We start from the raw sequence: 14,204 nt of genomic DNA on the forward strand, positions 1-14,204 counted from the left end.
AACCCGGAGATGCAAGGAAGATGCCGGGCTGCGCCTTTGAGGAGAAACCTAGTGCTCAGGCGCTGTCGAGCGAGGCCCCGAGCGCTGCGTGAAGGTTCACATGAGCTTGCGCGAGCGCCGCTTCGCTGTCGGTGAAGCGCTCGCGGCCCGCGATCAGCTGGCGCTGGGCGTCGAGGACATCGATCAGAGTGGCGAGACCTTCTTTGTAGAGGGCCTGGAGCTGGTCGAAGGCCCGGGTCGAGGCGGTGACGGCTTCGGCGAGGTCAGCGCGGCGGGCTTCGGCAGCTTCGATGCCTGCGAGGGCGTTCTCGACATCGGCGAGGGCGGAGAGGAGGGCGAGGCGGTAGTTTGCCAGCGCTTCGTCACGGGCAGCGCGCGCGGCGCGGACTTCGGCCTGGCGGCGGCCGAAATCGAGGAGCGGTACGTCGAGAACCGCGGTGGCGCGGCTGACGGCCTGTCCTGCGAAGTCTGACCCGTCGATCTGGGTGGAGAGGGTTCCTGTGAGCCGCAACTGGGGAAGGAGGTCGGCGATTTCTGCACCGATCAAGGCTGTCGCCTGGGCGAGGTCGGCTTCCGCCGCGGCCACGTCTGGCCGGGCGCGGAGGAGGTCGGCGGGGAGGCCGGCGCCAACCTCGCTTTGGAAGCTCGGGACCGCGGCGTCTTCGAACGCGGGAATGCTGTTTGTGCCCGGTGCTTCTGCGAGGAGAAGGCTGATCCGGTAGTCAGCTTGCTGACGGGATGCGTTGAGCGGCCCCTGCTGGGCGCGGGTCTGGGCGAGGTCCGAGGCGGCGCGCTGGACGTCGAGGTCGGCGGCGAGGCCTGCTTCAGCGCGGAGGCGGACAATGCGCAGGGTCTGCTGCTGGAGGTCGAGGCTTTCCGCGAGGAGCGCGAGGCGGGCGTCTGTGCGTCGGAGCTCGACATAAGAAGAGGCGAGGCTGGCCGCGGTGATCCGGCGAGTGTCGTCGAGGAGGAGGCGTGAGGCGAGGGTGCTCGCGCGCGCCGCCTCCAACTCACGGCGGCGGCCACCGAGGATGTCCGGGACGAACACGCCGGAGAGGCCTGCAGAGCTTTGCGGCAATTGTCCGTCTGCGGTGGAGCCATCAACGAAGCCGTCAACGATGGGGAGGAGGTCCGAGCGCTCTGCTGTGACGAAGGCGCCAGCGCGGCGGAGGCGGGCCTCGGCGGCTGCGACGGACAAGTTTTCGGACAGCGCGCGACCTGCGAGATCGTTGAGGACGGGGTCTTCAAAGCCTTCCCACCAAGGGCCAGCTTTCACGGGCTCGGCCTCGCCGGTTGTGAAGGAGGCGGGGAGATCAAGATCCGGACGCTGATAATCAGGCCCTACGGCGCAGGCGCCGAGGAGGAAGACAAAGGCGAGAGCTCTCACAGGGCGCCTGCCTCCTGGAGTTCGCGCTCCAGTGCATCCTCATCGGCCGAGCGCGAGGCACCGAACCTCGCGATACCGAGATAGATCACCGGGGTGAGGAAGAGGGTGAAGATGCCCGCGATGCCGAGGCCACCGAAGACGACCCAGCCGATCGACTGGCGCGCTTCGGCCCCTGCGCCCGAGGAAAGGATGAGGGGGAGGGCGCCGAGCACCGTGGAGATCAGTGTCATGACGATCGGACGGAGGCGGGTGGATGCAGCCTCTGCCGTTGCTTCCCGTACGGAGCGCCCTGCGGAGCGAAGCTGGTCTGCAAACTCCACCATCAGGATGCCGTTCTTGGCCATCAGCCCTATCAGCATGACGAGGCCGATCTGGCTGTAGAGGTTGAGGGACGTGCCGGTCAGCGACAGCGAGAGGATGGCCGCCGCCAAGGCGAAGGGTACGGAGAGAATGACCACCACGGCGGAGGTCAGGCTTTCGAACTGAGCGACCAGCACGAGGAAGACGATCACGAAGGCGAAGGCATAGGTGAGGAGGATGTCGCGCGAGCTTTCATCGAGGCTCGCGGCCTCGCCCTGGAGGAGGATATCGATATCGTCCGTGATCGTGCTTTCTGCGAGGCGGCCGAGCTCGGCAATGGCTTCATCGATCGTGTAGCCCTCTGCGATGTCGGCTTCGAACTCGATGGCCCGGCGCTGCTCCGTGCGATCAAGCTCCGCCGCGACGCCTTCCTCGACGATCTGGGTGAGGGAAGAGAGGGGGACGAGGCTGCCGCCTTCCGTCCTTATGAAGAGGTTCTGGAGGTCCGAAGGGTCAGCGACGCTTCCGACCTGGGCGCGGAGGACGATCGGGATCGCCTGGTCATTGACATTGAGGTCGATGATCTCTTCGCCGCCGACCATGGTGCGTAAGGTGACGGACAGCTCGTCGAGGCTGACCTGGAGGTCTGCCGCACGCTGACGGTCGACCTTGACGGCGACCTGCGGCTGGGTCGGCTGGTAGCTGATCTCGGGGTTGAGGAGAATCTGGCTGTCGGCCTCCACGGCGTCCGAAAGGGCGCGTGCCGAGAGGAAGATGCGCTGGTAGTCGCCGCCCGTGAGCGCGACTTGAAGGCCCTGACGGGAGCCGCCCCAGCCGACCTGCAGGCTGCCCCTGCCAAAAGGAGAGGCCCTGACGCCGGGGATCTGGCTGAGTTCGGGGCGGACGGCATTGATGACGTCCTGCTGGGAAAGCTCGCGCTCGGACCAGTCGGCCATGGGGATCGTCAGATAGCTGATGTTCGGATCGTAGCGGCCAACGATGGTGTAGAGTCCCTTGAGGGTGCCGTCGTCGATATAGGGCTGGAAGGCCTCCTCGATCTGGTCGGTCTGGCGGTCCATGTAGTCGAGGCCGACGCCGTCGGGGCCACGGGCGAAGACGAACATCTGGCTGCGGTCTTCAGGGGGCGTCAGCTCGCTTGGCAGGACGGTGTAGACGAAGGCTGCGCCTGCCGCTGCTGCAAGGCTGAGGCCCACGGGGACTATGGGTCTGTCGAGGCAGAACTTGAGCGCGCGGTCATAACCTCCTTGGACGGAGGAGCCGAACTTCGCGACGGAAGGCCAGAGGCTGTCGCGGCCCGTGCCCATGCGCGAGGCGAGGGCCGGGACGAGGGTGAGAGCGACGAAGCTCGAGATGATGACGGCGAGGGCGAGGGTGAAGCCGAACTCACGGAAGAGGCGGCCTGACTCCGACGGCAGAAAACTGATCGGCACAAAGACGGAGACGAGGACGGCTGTCGTGGCGACAACGGCAAAGAAGACCTGGCCCGTGCCAAGGACGGCTGCGGCGCGGCGCTCTGCCCCTTCGGAGCGGCGGCGCTGGATGTTTTCGAGGACCACGATGGCGTCATCGACGATGAGGCCCGTGGCGAGGACCAGCGCTAGGAGGGTGATGATGTTGACCGAAAAGCCGAGGAGATAGATCCCTGCCAGCGTGCCCACCAGCGCCACCGGGATGGCGAGGGAGGGGATGAGCGTCGCGCGGCCTGAGCCGAAGAAGGCAAAGATCGTCGCCATGACGACGCCGATGGTGATGAGAAGCGAAGTGATCACTTCGCGGACGGACGCCCTAATGAAGACAGCATCATCCGTGTTCACCACGATCTCGACATTGTCGAAGCGGCGGTTGAGGCGCTCGACCACACGGCCCACAGCGTCGGAGATGTCGATGGTGTTCGACTGGGCCTGCCTGACAACGGAAAGGCCGATCACCCGCTGGCCATTGAGGCGCACGAAGGCGGTGGCATCGGCTGGCGAGAAGAAGGCCTCGGCGACATCGCCCACGGTGACCTGATCGCGCAGGACGATGGCCTTGATCCGCTCCGGCGTCGCGGCGGTGGCTTCTGCACGGACGAGGAAGGCCTGGTCTTCGGAGAGGAAGCTGCCGACCGGCACGTCGAAGGGCGCGGACTGAAGCGCGTTCGCGACATCGCCCACGGTCAGGCCGTAGCGGCTGAGGCGCAGGGGATCGATCACCACACGGAGCTGTTTCTCCCGAGCGCCGAACTGGCCGACAGACGCAACGCCATCGATGGCGAGGAACTCAGGCACGATGTCATTGTCGATGATCCGCGTCAGTTCCTCTTCGTTGAGGGTGGGCGCGAGGACAGCCATCTGGACGATGGGGTCGGCGTCGTCGTCGGCCTTGGTAACGCCGAGCTCCTCCACACGGGCGGGGAGCTGGCGCTGGACCTGGGCCACGGCCTCCCGGATGTCGTTGGCGGCAACGTCGAGGTTGGTGCCCGGACGGAACTCCACCCGGATGCGGGCATTGTTTTCCTCCGAGGACGAACGGATGGTCTTGACGCCCTGCACCCTTGCTGCGGCACCTTCGAGGATCGAGGTGACCTCGGCGTCCATCGTTTCTGGCGCGGCACCGGGGAGCACGGCCCGGACGGTGACGATGGGGCGGTCGACGTCGGGAAGCTCGCGGACCTCGACACCGAAGACAGCCGCGAGGCCTGCGATCACGATCAGCAGGTTGAGGACGGAGGCGAGGAGCGGCCGCTTGACAGCGAGGGAAGGAAGGCCGCCCATCATTCGTTGAGGGTCCCTGCGCCGCCGCCCGACGTGCTCGAAGGCCGGGGCCTGCGCTGGCCTTCATAGGTAACGATTGTCCCCGGGCGGACTTTCTGGACGCCTTCGGCGACGATGATAGAGCCTTCGCGCAGGGGCGCTTCGATCAGCACACGCCCCTCTTCGCGGGAGACGATCCTGACCGGCGTGCGTTCAGCTTTGCCATCACGGACGGCCCAGAGATAGGCACCGTCGGAGCCCCAGACGATGGCGGCTTCGGGGACGAGCGGATAGGTTCTTCCGGGAACGGAGAAGCGGACTTCAAAACTCATCCCCGGGCGCAGCGTGTCCTCGCGATTGTCGAGCTCGGCGCGCGCGCGGAAGGCGCGGCTGTCCGGGTTCACCCGGCTATCGAGGGAGACGACGCGCGCATCCCTTGGGGTGTCCCCTTCGGAAAAGGCCGTGGCCTCGACGATGTCGCCGATCGAGAGCTGACCGAAAACGTCCTCGGGCACGGTGAAGTCGATGAAGAGCGAGCGTCGGTCATCGAGGGCCGCCACGACGGTATCCTGCCCCACGCGGCTGCCTGGGTCGACGTCGGAGAGGCCCACATAGCCGGCGAAGGGCGCGGTGACGGTGCGCTCAGCAAGGCGCAGGCGGGCCTGCTCCCGGTTGATCTTGGCCGCTTCGAGCTGGGTCCGCGCCTCATCGATGGCGCTGTCCGAGACGGCGCCGGTGTTCTCGATCCGCCGGTAACGGGCGAGGAGCTGCTCAGCCTCCCGCACCGCAACGTCGGCGAGGCGGAGGGCAAGGCGTTCGTCATCGGCCTCCAGACGGATCAGCGGTGCGCCAGCTTCGACGAAGTCTCCAGGCTGGAAGACCACTTCGTCGACAATGCCCGCCGTCTCAGGGGTTACGGCAGCGGCGGTCTTGGCGCGTGCGGTGCCCACCGCCTGAACATCGCGGGCATCCATGGCCATTTCGACTTCGAAAGGAACAATCGGCGTCGGCGCTTCACTGAAGCCGCCGCGCGACTCCTCAGCCTCGCCGCAAGCAGCGATCAAGAAGAGGAGGGCCATCGTCAAAAGTCTAGGCAAGTCGGTTTCCAGTCAGGTGAGGCGGGAACTGTCACTAAGAGAAGGTTTGGCCGCGGCGCTAGGTTCGCCTGTGAAAAGCAGTCTTGCCGGGGCCAAGTTCACATTCTCGTGGGCGTGAAGCTACTCTTGCCCGAGCAAAGAATTAGCTCGATTGCGCGGAAAAACTGGCGCGGCGCGGTGTCGCGCATCATATGGAGTGCCTGCAACCAGTGTTCCCTTGCGTATGAAACGACCCTTGGAAGATGCGCTGCTCGACGCGCCCGGGCTCTCCAATATCGAGACGCGGCAGGATGCCGAGGAGCGGCTCGAGACCTTGTTCCTGAACGCGCAGGGGCAATCCAACGCCTACGCTGCCGAGCGCATGCAGGAGGTCTATGAAGTCGTCGAGCGCGCCGTGGCGCTGGGCTCGGCCTTCCCAGTGACCGAACCTGAAGAGCATCAGTCGGCCGCCGGATGGTTTATGCAGCTGCCTTCGCTCTTCGCCCGGTACGGGTCGGGGCTTCTCCTTGCGGGGGCCGCTCCGCTGGTCGCTGACGACAGCATGATCCTCGCTGTGGTGTGCGGCGTCGGGGCGGCGGTGACGTTGATCTCCCGGCACCGGCAGGACAGGCCGAAGCGGCCCCTCCTTCCGGCCAAGGCGGCTGGGGCGAAGTTCGAGAGCCTCGTCTCGGCAGCGGACCGGACCTTGAGCTCCATGACGGCGCCAAGGGCGCTGCCTCCCGCCGAAGCGCCGAGCACGCAGATGGCCGAGGATGAGATGCTCGGTTTCCTGCAGGATGCGGTGATGGCTTCGGGCTCTGAAGAGGCCGACGAGCTCGCAGCCAATGCGCGACGCCTGATCGAGAGGGCTGGCTATCGCGTGGTGCGCGAGGGCGGCGAGGAGCTGTTCGAGATCATGGTGGACCCGGAGCTTTCAGGGTCGATGATCCTCAAGCCTGCTCTCGTCCACAAGAAAGACAGTACAAAAATTATCTACGGCGTACGCGTTCGGGGACAGGCCGCATGAGTAACCACTTTCTAGGCTTCGACCTCGGCCATGCCGATACCGCCATCGCGCTCGTCAGCGGTGAGACCCGTGAGCGCTTTGCTGCGCCTGCCAACCTTGAGATCCAGGGTCAGAGCATTCAGCCCACAGCGCTGATCCGTGTGTCCCGCGATGGCAAGGAAGAGCTGGTCATTGGTGGCCGCGCCATTCGCGAGGCCTCGAAAGCGGAAAACGGTCAGAAGGCTGAGCTTCGGGCCGCTTTCAAGTCGCGGCCGAAATATCTTGGCGAGGCGTCGCGGGACATCAGCGATTTCTTTCGCGTGGCGCTCGAAGAGACGCGCTTCTCGCCGATCCCGCCTGAGGGTTGGGCCGGGACAGCGATTGCCGTTGGTTGCCCCTCCAGCTGGTCAGCGGAAGAAGACGTCAAGCAGTACCAGGAGCTTCTCCGCGAGGGCCTTGCCGGAACGGAGATCGAGGGCGCCGAGGTATCGGTGGTGCCCGAAAGCCGGGCGGCGCTCCTGCAAGCCATCGACAACCCCAACTCTCCGCTCACGGTCGAAGCGCGGAGCGAGAATATCCTGGTGATCGACATCGGCTCCTCGACCCTCGATTTCTCGTTGATTGCGCCAGAGCGGAAGGCTTCTCCGCTTTTGGATGCTGGCCTTGATCTGGGTGCGTCGTTCTTTGAGCGGCGCATTCTCGAAGCTAACCTCGAACGCGAACCCAAGGCGCAGCGGTTCCTTGAGCACAACCCTCACTACCGTGACCTCTGGCTCTTCTATGCGCGTCGGACCAAGGAAGAGTACTTCGTTGCTGCGCCTACGGATGATCGTGAGGACGTGTCGGGCGCGCCGCTTCAGGCCTATTTCACGGGCGGCAAGCGGCGGAGCCTTGAGATCTTGACCAGCGGCGAGGGCCTGAAGGAGGCGCGGGGTGCGCCCTATGACCGGGAGCTTCATCCTTCGAAGGAGCTGGCGCTCGATCCGCTGATGCTCAAGGGCAAGAGCTGGGAGGAGGTTTATGAAATCTCCCTCCGTGCCCTGAAGGATGCGATTGAGCGGCGGGGTACGGGCTATGGCCGCGTCCTTCTTGCCGGTGGCGCTTCAAGGATGCCGTTCACGACGACGATCGCGGAAGAGGTCTTTGGCCGCGACGGGCGGGTGCTTCAGGACCCAGAACCTTCCCACATGGTGAGCCGTGGCCTTGCGCGCTGGGGGCGTAAGCGCGAGAATGTTGAGCGCTTTGCCGTTGAGGCGCGGAGGCTACTGAAGGAAAAGCTTCCTGCACTGATCGACCAGGAGTTTGCGAGCCTCAAGGCGGCGATGGCGCGCGGTCTTGCCGATGTGATCTTCGACGAGTTCGTCGTTCCCGTCCTCGACAAGTGGAAAGCTGGCGGTTTTCGCACGGGCCATGATGTCCGGCGGGAGATCGAGCAGCAATATGATGCGTGGCTGAGGTCGGGCGAGGGCTCAGCCTTCTTTGTTCGGACGATCAACATGTGGTGGCGGGACGAGGTCAAGCATGAGCTCGACCGCGAGCTTGACCGTCTGCATGCGGCCTATGATATTTCGCAAGACATCCAGCTGCATTTCGACCGTGCCATCGAGCCTGAGATCTTCGAGTTCTCGGCGCGCGAGATCGAACTGCCGTTCGAGACCGTGATCCAGGCGACGATCATCACTCTTGCCTATGTCGTGACCCTGTCCGTCGATATGGCGATGGGCGGTATCCCGTTCTTCACCGGCGGGCTCACGGCCGCGGTGGCGCTTGGCGGACGGTTCACCCGGAACTGGATCTCGGGCCTCGATGTCCCTGCGTTCGCGCGGAAGCTGCCTGACAGGCTGCCCGGCAAGGACAAGCTCTTCAGTGGCCAGATTAAGTCACGCGTCGAGAAACAGCTGCAGGGCTCCTTCGACAAGGCTCGCGCCAGCATCCTGCGCCAGGTTGAGGCTGCGGTGTCGGCTTCCATCGAGCGTCAGACGAAGCGCGCGCGAACGCTGCTCATGGGTTCGGAGGATGAGCAGGGCCGGTGACCTGCAATCCTTTGGGCGTGATCTCAGCCGCGACGCCGTAGGTCTCAGCGATGGCGGACGGGGTCAGCACGTCCGCTGTTGCGCCGTGTGCGGTAAGTGATCCTTGGTTCAAGAGAACGACATCATCGGCATACCGATGAGCGAGCGCGAGATCATGGAGAACAGTGACCACTGTCTTTCCCTGCGCTGCCTGAGCGCGGAGCAGCGCCATGAGGGCATGCTGGTGGCGGGGATCGAGGGAGGCCGCTGGCTCATCGGCGATGAGGATCGGAGCCTCGGTGGCGAGGAGCCGGGCGATGTGAAGCCGCGCCAGCTCGCCGCCTGAGAGCGTATCGGTGCGGCGCTGGGAGAACTCCTCTAGTTCTGTGTCCTTGAGCGCCTGTTCGACGGCCCTTTGGTCGGCTGTTCGCAGCTGGCCTGGGCCTGCACCGTAGGCGAACCGGCCTAGAGCCACGGCGTCGATGACGGTGAGGGGCCAGGCCATGCTTGGCTTCTGGGGGAGGTAGGCAACCCTCCGTGCCCGTTCGACCTGGGAGAGGTTCTGCAGTTCCTCCCCGTGGACGAGCGTCGCGCAGGCCTCGCCGTCCTGCCCTAGCGCGTGCTGGAGAAGGCTCGACTTGCCAGCGCCGTTGGGGCCGAGGATTGCTGTGAGCTTTCCCTCTTTAAAGGATATCGTCGGTGTGGAGAGGATTGTTCTCCCCTCTCGTGCCGCAGTGATGGGAGGGATGACGAAACTCACGAGATCCCCCGTCTCTGGAGCGCGATGAGGATGAAAACGGGCGCGCCTATGAGCGCCGCGACCACGCCCAGCCTCAGTTCCGCGCCGAAGGGGAGGATCCGGAGGAGAAGGTCCGCGCCGATGATCAGGATGCCACCTGTCATCGCCGCCGGGAGGAGGCTCGCGCCTGGTCTATGGCCCGTCAGGGGGCGGATGATGTGAGGTGCGACGATGCCGATGAAACCGATGCCGCCTGCGACGGAGACGGCTGCGCCGGTGAGGAGACCTGCGCCGATGACCGTGACCGCCTGCTGGCTTTTGAGGTCGAGGCCTGCGCCAGCTGCCAGTTCCTCACCAAAGGTCAGGAGGTCGAACCCGCGCCGCGCGGAGAGGAGGATGGATGCGCCAGCGGCCATCATTGGCCCGGCGATCCAGAGGTCCTGCCAGCTCCGGTTGGCGACGGTGCCGAAGCTCCAATTTATGATCTCTGCAAGGGTGAAGGGCGTCGGCGCGAGGGACAGGATCAGGCTCATCAGGGCACCGATGATCGATGAAAGACCGATGCCGAAAAGGATCAGAGTACTGACCGAGCGGACGCGGATTGCAACAGCCGCGACGAGGGCTGTGGTCCCGAGGGCGCCCGCGATGGCGGCAACGGGGACTGAGAAGATTGGAACGGCTGCTCCGAATGCCAGGGTGAGCGTCGCGCCGAGGATGGCGCCCGACGTGATTCCGAGGACGCCGGGCTCCGCCAAGGGGTTGCGCAGGAGGCCCTGAAGCGCTGCGCCCGCCATGGCGAGGCTGCCGCCGACGAGGAACGCCGCGATGGTGCGGGGTAGGCGGATGGCCTGAATAACGAGCTGGTCCGCCTCGCTGCCGCTGCCGAAAAGAGCCGCTACGGCTCTCAGTGGGCTGATCGGTGTGGGTCCTAGAAAGAGGCTCAAGAGGAGGAGCGCGACCGACGCGGCCGTTAAAGAGAAGAGCAGTCGCCGTTCCGTCATGGTGCTGCTCTCAGCTGTTTGGCGGCTTCTGCGAGAGGCCATGCGCCGCAGGAAAGGAGGGCGCCGGAAAGGTCTGTGCGCGGCGTGTCTTCGAGGAGGCCGGCTGCGAGGGTGTGGCGCATGGGTCCCCACCATCCGGCAAAGTCGGCTTCACTGTCGAAGAAGCCGGTCACGATATGATCCGGGGTCTGATAGGCGAGGTTCTCAAGCGGGAGGGTCCGCCAGCCGGGCCGCTGCTCAAAATTCTCGAAGCCGCCGCGCGAGAGGAGCTCATCCATCAGCGTCCCGGGACCTGACGTGGCGCCGGAGGGGGTGAGGTAGAGGGCTTTTCCCTTCCGCGGAGCGGGAGGCGTCTGAAGTGCTGAAGCCAGCTGCTCCGCTCGGGGTTCGGCGTTCAGTTCACTCCCTACACGGAGGACCGTATCTGCGATGGCGTCGAAACTGCCAGCATAGCCGATGTTGACGACTGGGATTCCTGCGCGCTCGAGGAAGCCCAAAAGCTGAGTATCGCCGCCATAGCTGCGGATGACGAGGTCTGGTCGTGCGAGGAGGATTTCTTCTGCCTCTGCCCTGATCGTCCTTATACCGCGTGCCTCCTCCTGGAGGTACTGGAAGTCACCCTCGGCATCAGGCGAAAGCGCGAGGATTCGCTCTTTGGGTAGGAGGCCGAGGGCGTAGAGGTCTGCGCAATAGTCGAGGCTGATGACGCGCGAGGCATCGCCTTCCTGGCTCGTGGACGGAGCGCCTGGGCTGCAAGCTGCAACGAGGAAGAGGGCGAGGAGGAAGCGCATCAGTAGCGGACCCTGATCCCGGCTGTGCCAGACCGTCCGGGGGTGCCGTAGCCGAAGACCTCCTGGTAGTCCGTGTCCGTCAGGTTCTCGCCTCGTGCATAGAGCTCCACGACATCCGACAGCTCGTAGCGGAGGGAGATGTCAAGGCGCGTCCATGCGTCCACGGTGCCGAAATTGTCCGTCTCCTCACCATTGTAGCGCGCCGACACGGTGCCGGAGAAGGGTCCCTTTGGATCAGCGATAAGCAGAAAGGTGCCCGTATGTTCAGGCACCCGGGCGAGGCGGTTGCCGTCGCCGTCCTCGGCCTGAAGGTAGGTGTAGGACGCCTCGGAGCGAAGCCAGGGCAGGATGTCGACGCCCGCATGGACTTCGGCGCCCTCGCTCGTCGCCTCCGCCACATTGATGTAGGCGCCACCGGCGAAGGAGAAATCGATGAGGTCATCGGTATCAAGACGGAAGAGTGCGAGATCGATGTCGAACGGCCCTCTCACAAAACGTCCGCCCACTTCGTAGCCTTGGGAGCGTTCGGGTTCGAGGCTGGCATTGGGTCCGGCGGCGCCGCAGCAGAAGAAGGTCTGCTGGAAGAGGCTCGGCGCCCTGAAGCCCTGACCCCAGTTGGCGCGCAAGGTGAGCCCGGGGGCGGCCTCGTAGGCGAGAGCGACGCGGCCCGTGGTCTCGCCGCCGAACTCCTCATGCTCGTCGCGGCGAAGGCCAGCGGTGAAGGTCAATGCATCCGATACGGAGTATTCTGCCAAGGAGAAAAGGCTGAGGATGGCGGTGTCGTCTCCGCCCGCTTCCCGGAGGTCGGCTTCTGCGCCGCCTGCGAGGCGGAGGCGTTTGGAGGGGGCGCCCGTGGCCTGATAGCGGAGGCTGGTGCGCTGGCCTTCGGCTCCGAAGGCTGGGTTTCCGCCTGCAAAGCTGTCCCGGTCGATGGTGCTGTGCCCTGCAAGGAGGGTTTGGGTGACGCCTCGGACCTCGGGGAAGGCGAGGGAGAGGCTGGTGGTCAACTCCTCCGTAAGGGTCTCTTCATCGCCGTCCGCCACGCCGCCGGGTGCTGAGAAGCTGAAGCTGTCCGTATCGGTTTCGGCTTCCTGATAGAAGACGGAGAGCGCTGCCGTCACGCCGAGGACTTTGGTGTCCCCGGAGAGCCCAATGGTGGAGGAGCGAAAGCCATCGTCCTCCGTGTTGCCTGCATCTTCGTCCGCTTTGGAAATGCCATCCGAGGTCACGCCGGTGATGGCGAGCCGGACGCCGCCTTTGTCGCTCCGGGCAGAGCCGCTAATCCCGCCGCGCACGGTCTCGAAGGAGCCTGCTTCGGCAAAGCCCGTAAGCGATGTGCCTTCGGGTTTGCGGGTGGTGATGGAGACGATGCCGCCGATGGCCTCTGAACCCCAGAGGACGGAGCCGGGTCCGCGAATGATCTCTATACGTTCGATCGCTGATGCATCGACCCGTGAGAAGTCGAAGCCTCCTCCGGGTGCGGAAGTATCCCCCACAGGGATGCCGTCGATCAGGACGAGGGTCTGGTCTGACCCTGCGCCCCTGACCCTGACGGTCGCAGCACCGCCGAGGGCGCCGGAGCGGTTGACGGTGACGCCGGGGGTCTGGGCGATGGCATCGAGCGCGAAGGGGTAACCTTGGCGGGCCAGATCCTCGGCAGTGAGAATCGTCACCGACGTGCCGGAGGAGGCGACGGTCTGGCCAAGGCGTGAGCCGTAGACGACGATCTCGTCAGGCTCTTCAGCGAGCGCGGGGTTGGTGAGCGTGGCCGCCACGAAGAGGGCGGCATGAAGACTTCGCATGACTTCTCCTTCACCCGGACAGGAGCCGGGCGCGGTAATGACGTGTCCGGACCATCCAGACACTGAGCACATTGCCGCTACAAAGGAGAAAGCTCTCCCGCTCCCCAAGGCCTCTTCCCGGACCCAGAAGCGAACGACGCGATGGCAGGTCTCCTGGCTCTCCGGTCTCAGCGTCTGGCCGCCTTCCCGGGATTGCTCCCAGTGGCATCGTGACCATCCGCTCGCGGATGACAGTTGCGGGTACAGCGCCGGATTTGAACCGGCTTCCCTCTTCGCCGGCCGTTAGGGCCGGAACCATCTGCGGGGTGTTTTTCCTGCAGTGCGGCATCCTGTCAATTGGGCAGAGCCGCGCTATGTCCCCTCGATGCCAACGCTCAAGAATGACCAGCTCTCCGTAACGATCCTGCCCTACGGGGCGCGTATCCAGTCGATCAGGCTGGCTGGCGGATGGGAGGCGGTGCTGGGCCTTGAGGACGAGGCGGCCTACCATGACGAGCCGATGTTCCACGGCGCTGCGCTCGGGCGCTATGCGAACCGGATCAGGGGCGGATTCACCCTCGACGGCGAGCGGTTCGAGCTTCCCCAGAACAATGGCCCGAACTGTCTCCACGGCGGGCCGGGTGGCTTTCACGCTCAGGAATGGGCCGTTGAGGACCACAGCGACGAATGCGCCATCCTCTCCCTCTCGAGCCCAGACGGTGATCAGGGCTTCCCCGGCCAACTCGACGTCAGGCTTGAAGCGCGGATCGACGGCGCGCGCCTGCGCCTGGGGTTCGAGGCAACGACCGACCGGCCGACGCCCGTCAATCTCAGCTACCATCCCTACTTCCGCCTCGGTGGTGACACCATCCGGGACCATGTCCTGAAGGTCGAGGCGATGGGCGTCCTCCACGTCGATGAAGACCTCGTGCCGACGGGCGAGATCATGCCCCTCGTCGGCGGTGCTCTCGACCTGCGTGAGGGCGGCGAGCTTGGCCGGCACATTGATGCGCTGAACGGGAGCGGCGGGTTCGACCATTGCTTCACCTGGGCCGAGGGGGTGACGGCGGAGTTGAGCCACCCCGGCAGCGGGCGGCGGATGAAGGTCACTTCGAACGCGCCCATGATGCAGGTCTATACCGGGCAGGGGCTTGCCGAGCCCCACCAGCCCTATGCCGGCGTTGCGCTGGAGCCGCAGAGCGCGCCCGATGCGCCGAACCGACCCCGGCTCGGCAACACGATCCTGAGACCCGGCGAGACCTATCGCCGGTGGATCGCCTATGAGTTCCTCCAAGACTGACGGCTGGCATTGCGCGGCGAGCGGCGCGGCTTAGGTTCCTTCTGACGCCGAAGAGAGC

10 protein-coding genes and 1 riboswitch are annotated in these 14,204 nt (G+C 65.2%); of the genes, 3 read left to right on the forward strand and 7 right to left on the reverse strand.

Annotated elements, in window-relative coordinates:
* Window positions 1–55: 55 nt before the first annotated feature.
* Genes HK107_RS00145 through HK107_RS00155 form a run of 3 tightly spaced genes read right to left on the reverse strand, consistent with a single transcriptional unit; the run spans window position 56 to window position 5,519 of the window.
* Window positions 56–1,387: an efflux transporter outer membrane subunit gene (locus HK107_RS00145; protein WP_173195604.1), complete on the reverse strand. Its 1,332-nt coding sequence runs from the start codon at window positions 1,385–1,387 to the stop codon at window positions 56–58.
* Window positions 1,384–4,464, reverse strand: coding sequence for an efflux RND transporter permease subunit (locus HK107_RS00150; protein WP_173195606.1), 3,081 nt, complete (start codon window positions 4,462–4,464; stop codon window positions 1,384–1,386). The genes HK107_RS00145 and HK107_RS00150 overlap by 4 nt, the downstream gene beginning before the upstream one ends.
* The gene (locus HK107_RS00155) at window positions 4,461–5,519 is read right to left on the reverse strand and encodes an efflux RND transporter periplasmic adaptor subunit (protein WP_173195608.1); all 1,059 of its coding nucleotides are present in this window, start codon (window positions 5,517–5,519) and stop codon (window positions 4,461–4,463) included. Before HK107_RS00155 ends, HK107_RS00150 begins: the two co-directional genes overlap by 4 nt.
* Window positions 5,520–5,760: 241 nt before the next feature.
* Between HK107_RS00155 and HK107_RS00160 the strand changes: the two genes are divergently transcribed.
* Entirely contained in the window at window positions 5,761–6,543 is a 783-nt protein-coding gene (locus HK107_RS00160; protein ID WP_173195610.1) for a hypothetical protein, read from the forward strand.
* Entirely contained in the window at window positions 6,540–8,555 is a 2,016-nt protein-coding gene (locus tag HK107_RS00165; RefSeq protein WP_173195612.1) for an Hsp70 family protein, read from the forward strand. The genes HK107_RS00160 and HK107_RS00165 overlap by 4 nt, the downstream gene beginning before the upstream one ends.
* Here HK107_RS00165 and HK107_RS00170 read toward each other — a convergent pair.
* The 4 genes from HK107_RS00170 to HK107_RS00185 are packed head-to-tail and all read right to left on the reverse strand — an operon-like array spanning window position 8,524 to window position 12,867.
* Entirely contained in the window at window positions 8,524–9,294 is a 771-nt protein-coding gene (locus tag HK107_RS00170) for an ABC transporter ATP-binding protein (RefSeq protein ID WP_173195614.1), read from the reverse strand. The two genes, HK107_RS00165 and HK107_RS00170, sit on opposite strands and share 32 nt — an antisense overlap.
* A complete protein-coding gene (locus HK107_RS00175; RefSeq protein WP_173195616.1) occupies window positions 9,291–10,274 on the reverse strand; it encodes a FecCD family ABC transporter permease in 984 nt (327 codons plus the stop codon). Before HK107_RS00175 ends, HK107_RS00170 begins: the two co-directional genes overlap by 4 nt.
* Window positions 10,271–11,065, reverse strand: a complete 795-nt coding sequence (locus HK107_RS00180; protein ID WP_173195618.1) for an ABC transporter substrate-binding protein — start codon at window positions 11,063–11,065, stop codon at window positions 10,271–10,273. The genes HK107_RS00175 and HK107_RS00180 overlap by 4 nt, the downstream gene beginning before the upstream one ends.
* Complete coding sequence (locus tag HK107_RS00185; RefSeq protein ID WP_173195619.1) at window positions 11,065–12,867, reverse strand: TonB-dependent receptor plug domain-containing protein; 1,803 nt, start codon at window positions 12,865–12,867, stop codon at window positions 11,065–11,067. Before HK107_RS00185 ends, HK107_RS00180 begins: the two co-directional genes overlap by 1 nt.
* Window positions 12,868–12,993: 126 nt before the next feature.
* Window positions 12,994–13,181: riboswitch (cobalamin riboswitch) on the reverse strand.
* Window positions 13,182–13,231: 50 nt separating this feature from the next.
* Here HK107_RS00185 and HK107_RS00190 point away from each other — a divergent pair.
* Window positions 13,232–14,146: an aldose epimerase family protein gene (locus HK107_RS00190; RefSeq protein WP_173195620.1), complete on the forward strand. Its 915-nt coding sequence runs from the start codon at window positions 13,232–13,234 to the stop codon at window positions 14,144–14,146.
* The last annotated feature ends 58 nt before the right edge of the window (window positions 14,147–14,204 follow it).

This window comes from Parvularcula mediterranea (assembly GCF_013085255.1).
Classification (GTDB): Bacteria; Pseudomonadota; Alphaproteobacteria; order Caulobacterales; family Parvularculaceae; genus Parvularcula; species Parvularcula mediterranea.

Excerpts from the sequence above, each read along its gene's own strand:
- HK107_RS00155 (WP_173195608.1), bottom strand. The coding sequence starts at position 5,519 with ATGGCCCTCCTCTTCTTGATCGCTGCTTGCGGCGAGGCTGAGGAGTCG.
- HK107_RS00160 (WP_173195610.1), top strand. The coding sequence starts at position 5,761 with ATGAAACGACCCTTGGAAGATGCGCTGCTCGACGCGCCCGGGCTCTCC.
- HK107_RS00165 (WP_173195612.1), top strand. The coding sequence starts at position 6,540 with ATGAGTAACCACTTTCTAGGCTTCGACCTCGGCCATGCCGATACCGCC.
- HK107_RS00185 (WP_173195619.1), bottom strand. The coding sequence starts at position 12,867 with ATGCGAAGTCTTCATGCCGCCCTCTTCGTGGCGGCCACGCTCACCAAC.
- HK107_RS00150 (WP_173195606.1), bottom strand. The coding sequence starts at position 4,464 with ATGATGGGCGGCCTTCCTTCCCTCGCTGTCAAGCGGCCGCTCCTCGCC.
- HK107_RS00175 (WP_173195616.1), bottom strand. The coding sequence starts at position 10,274 with ATGACGGAACGGCGACTGCTCTTCTCTTTAACGGCCGCGTCGGTCGCG.
- HK107_RS00180 (WP_173195618.1), bottom strand. The coding sequence starts at position 11,065 with ATGCGCTTCCTCCTCGCCCTCTTCCTCGTTGCAGCTTGCAGCCCAGGC.
- HK107_RS00190 (WP_173195620.1), top strand. The coding sequence starts at position 13,232 with ATGCCAACGCTCAAGAATGACCAGCTCTCCGTAACGATCCTGCCCTAC.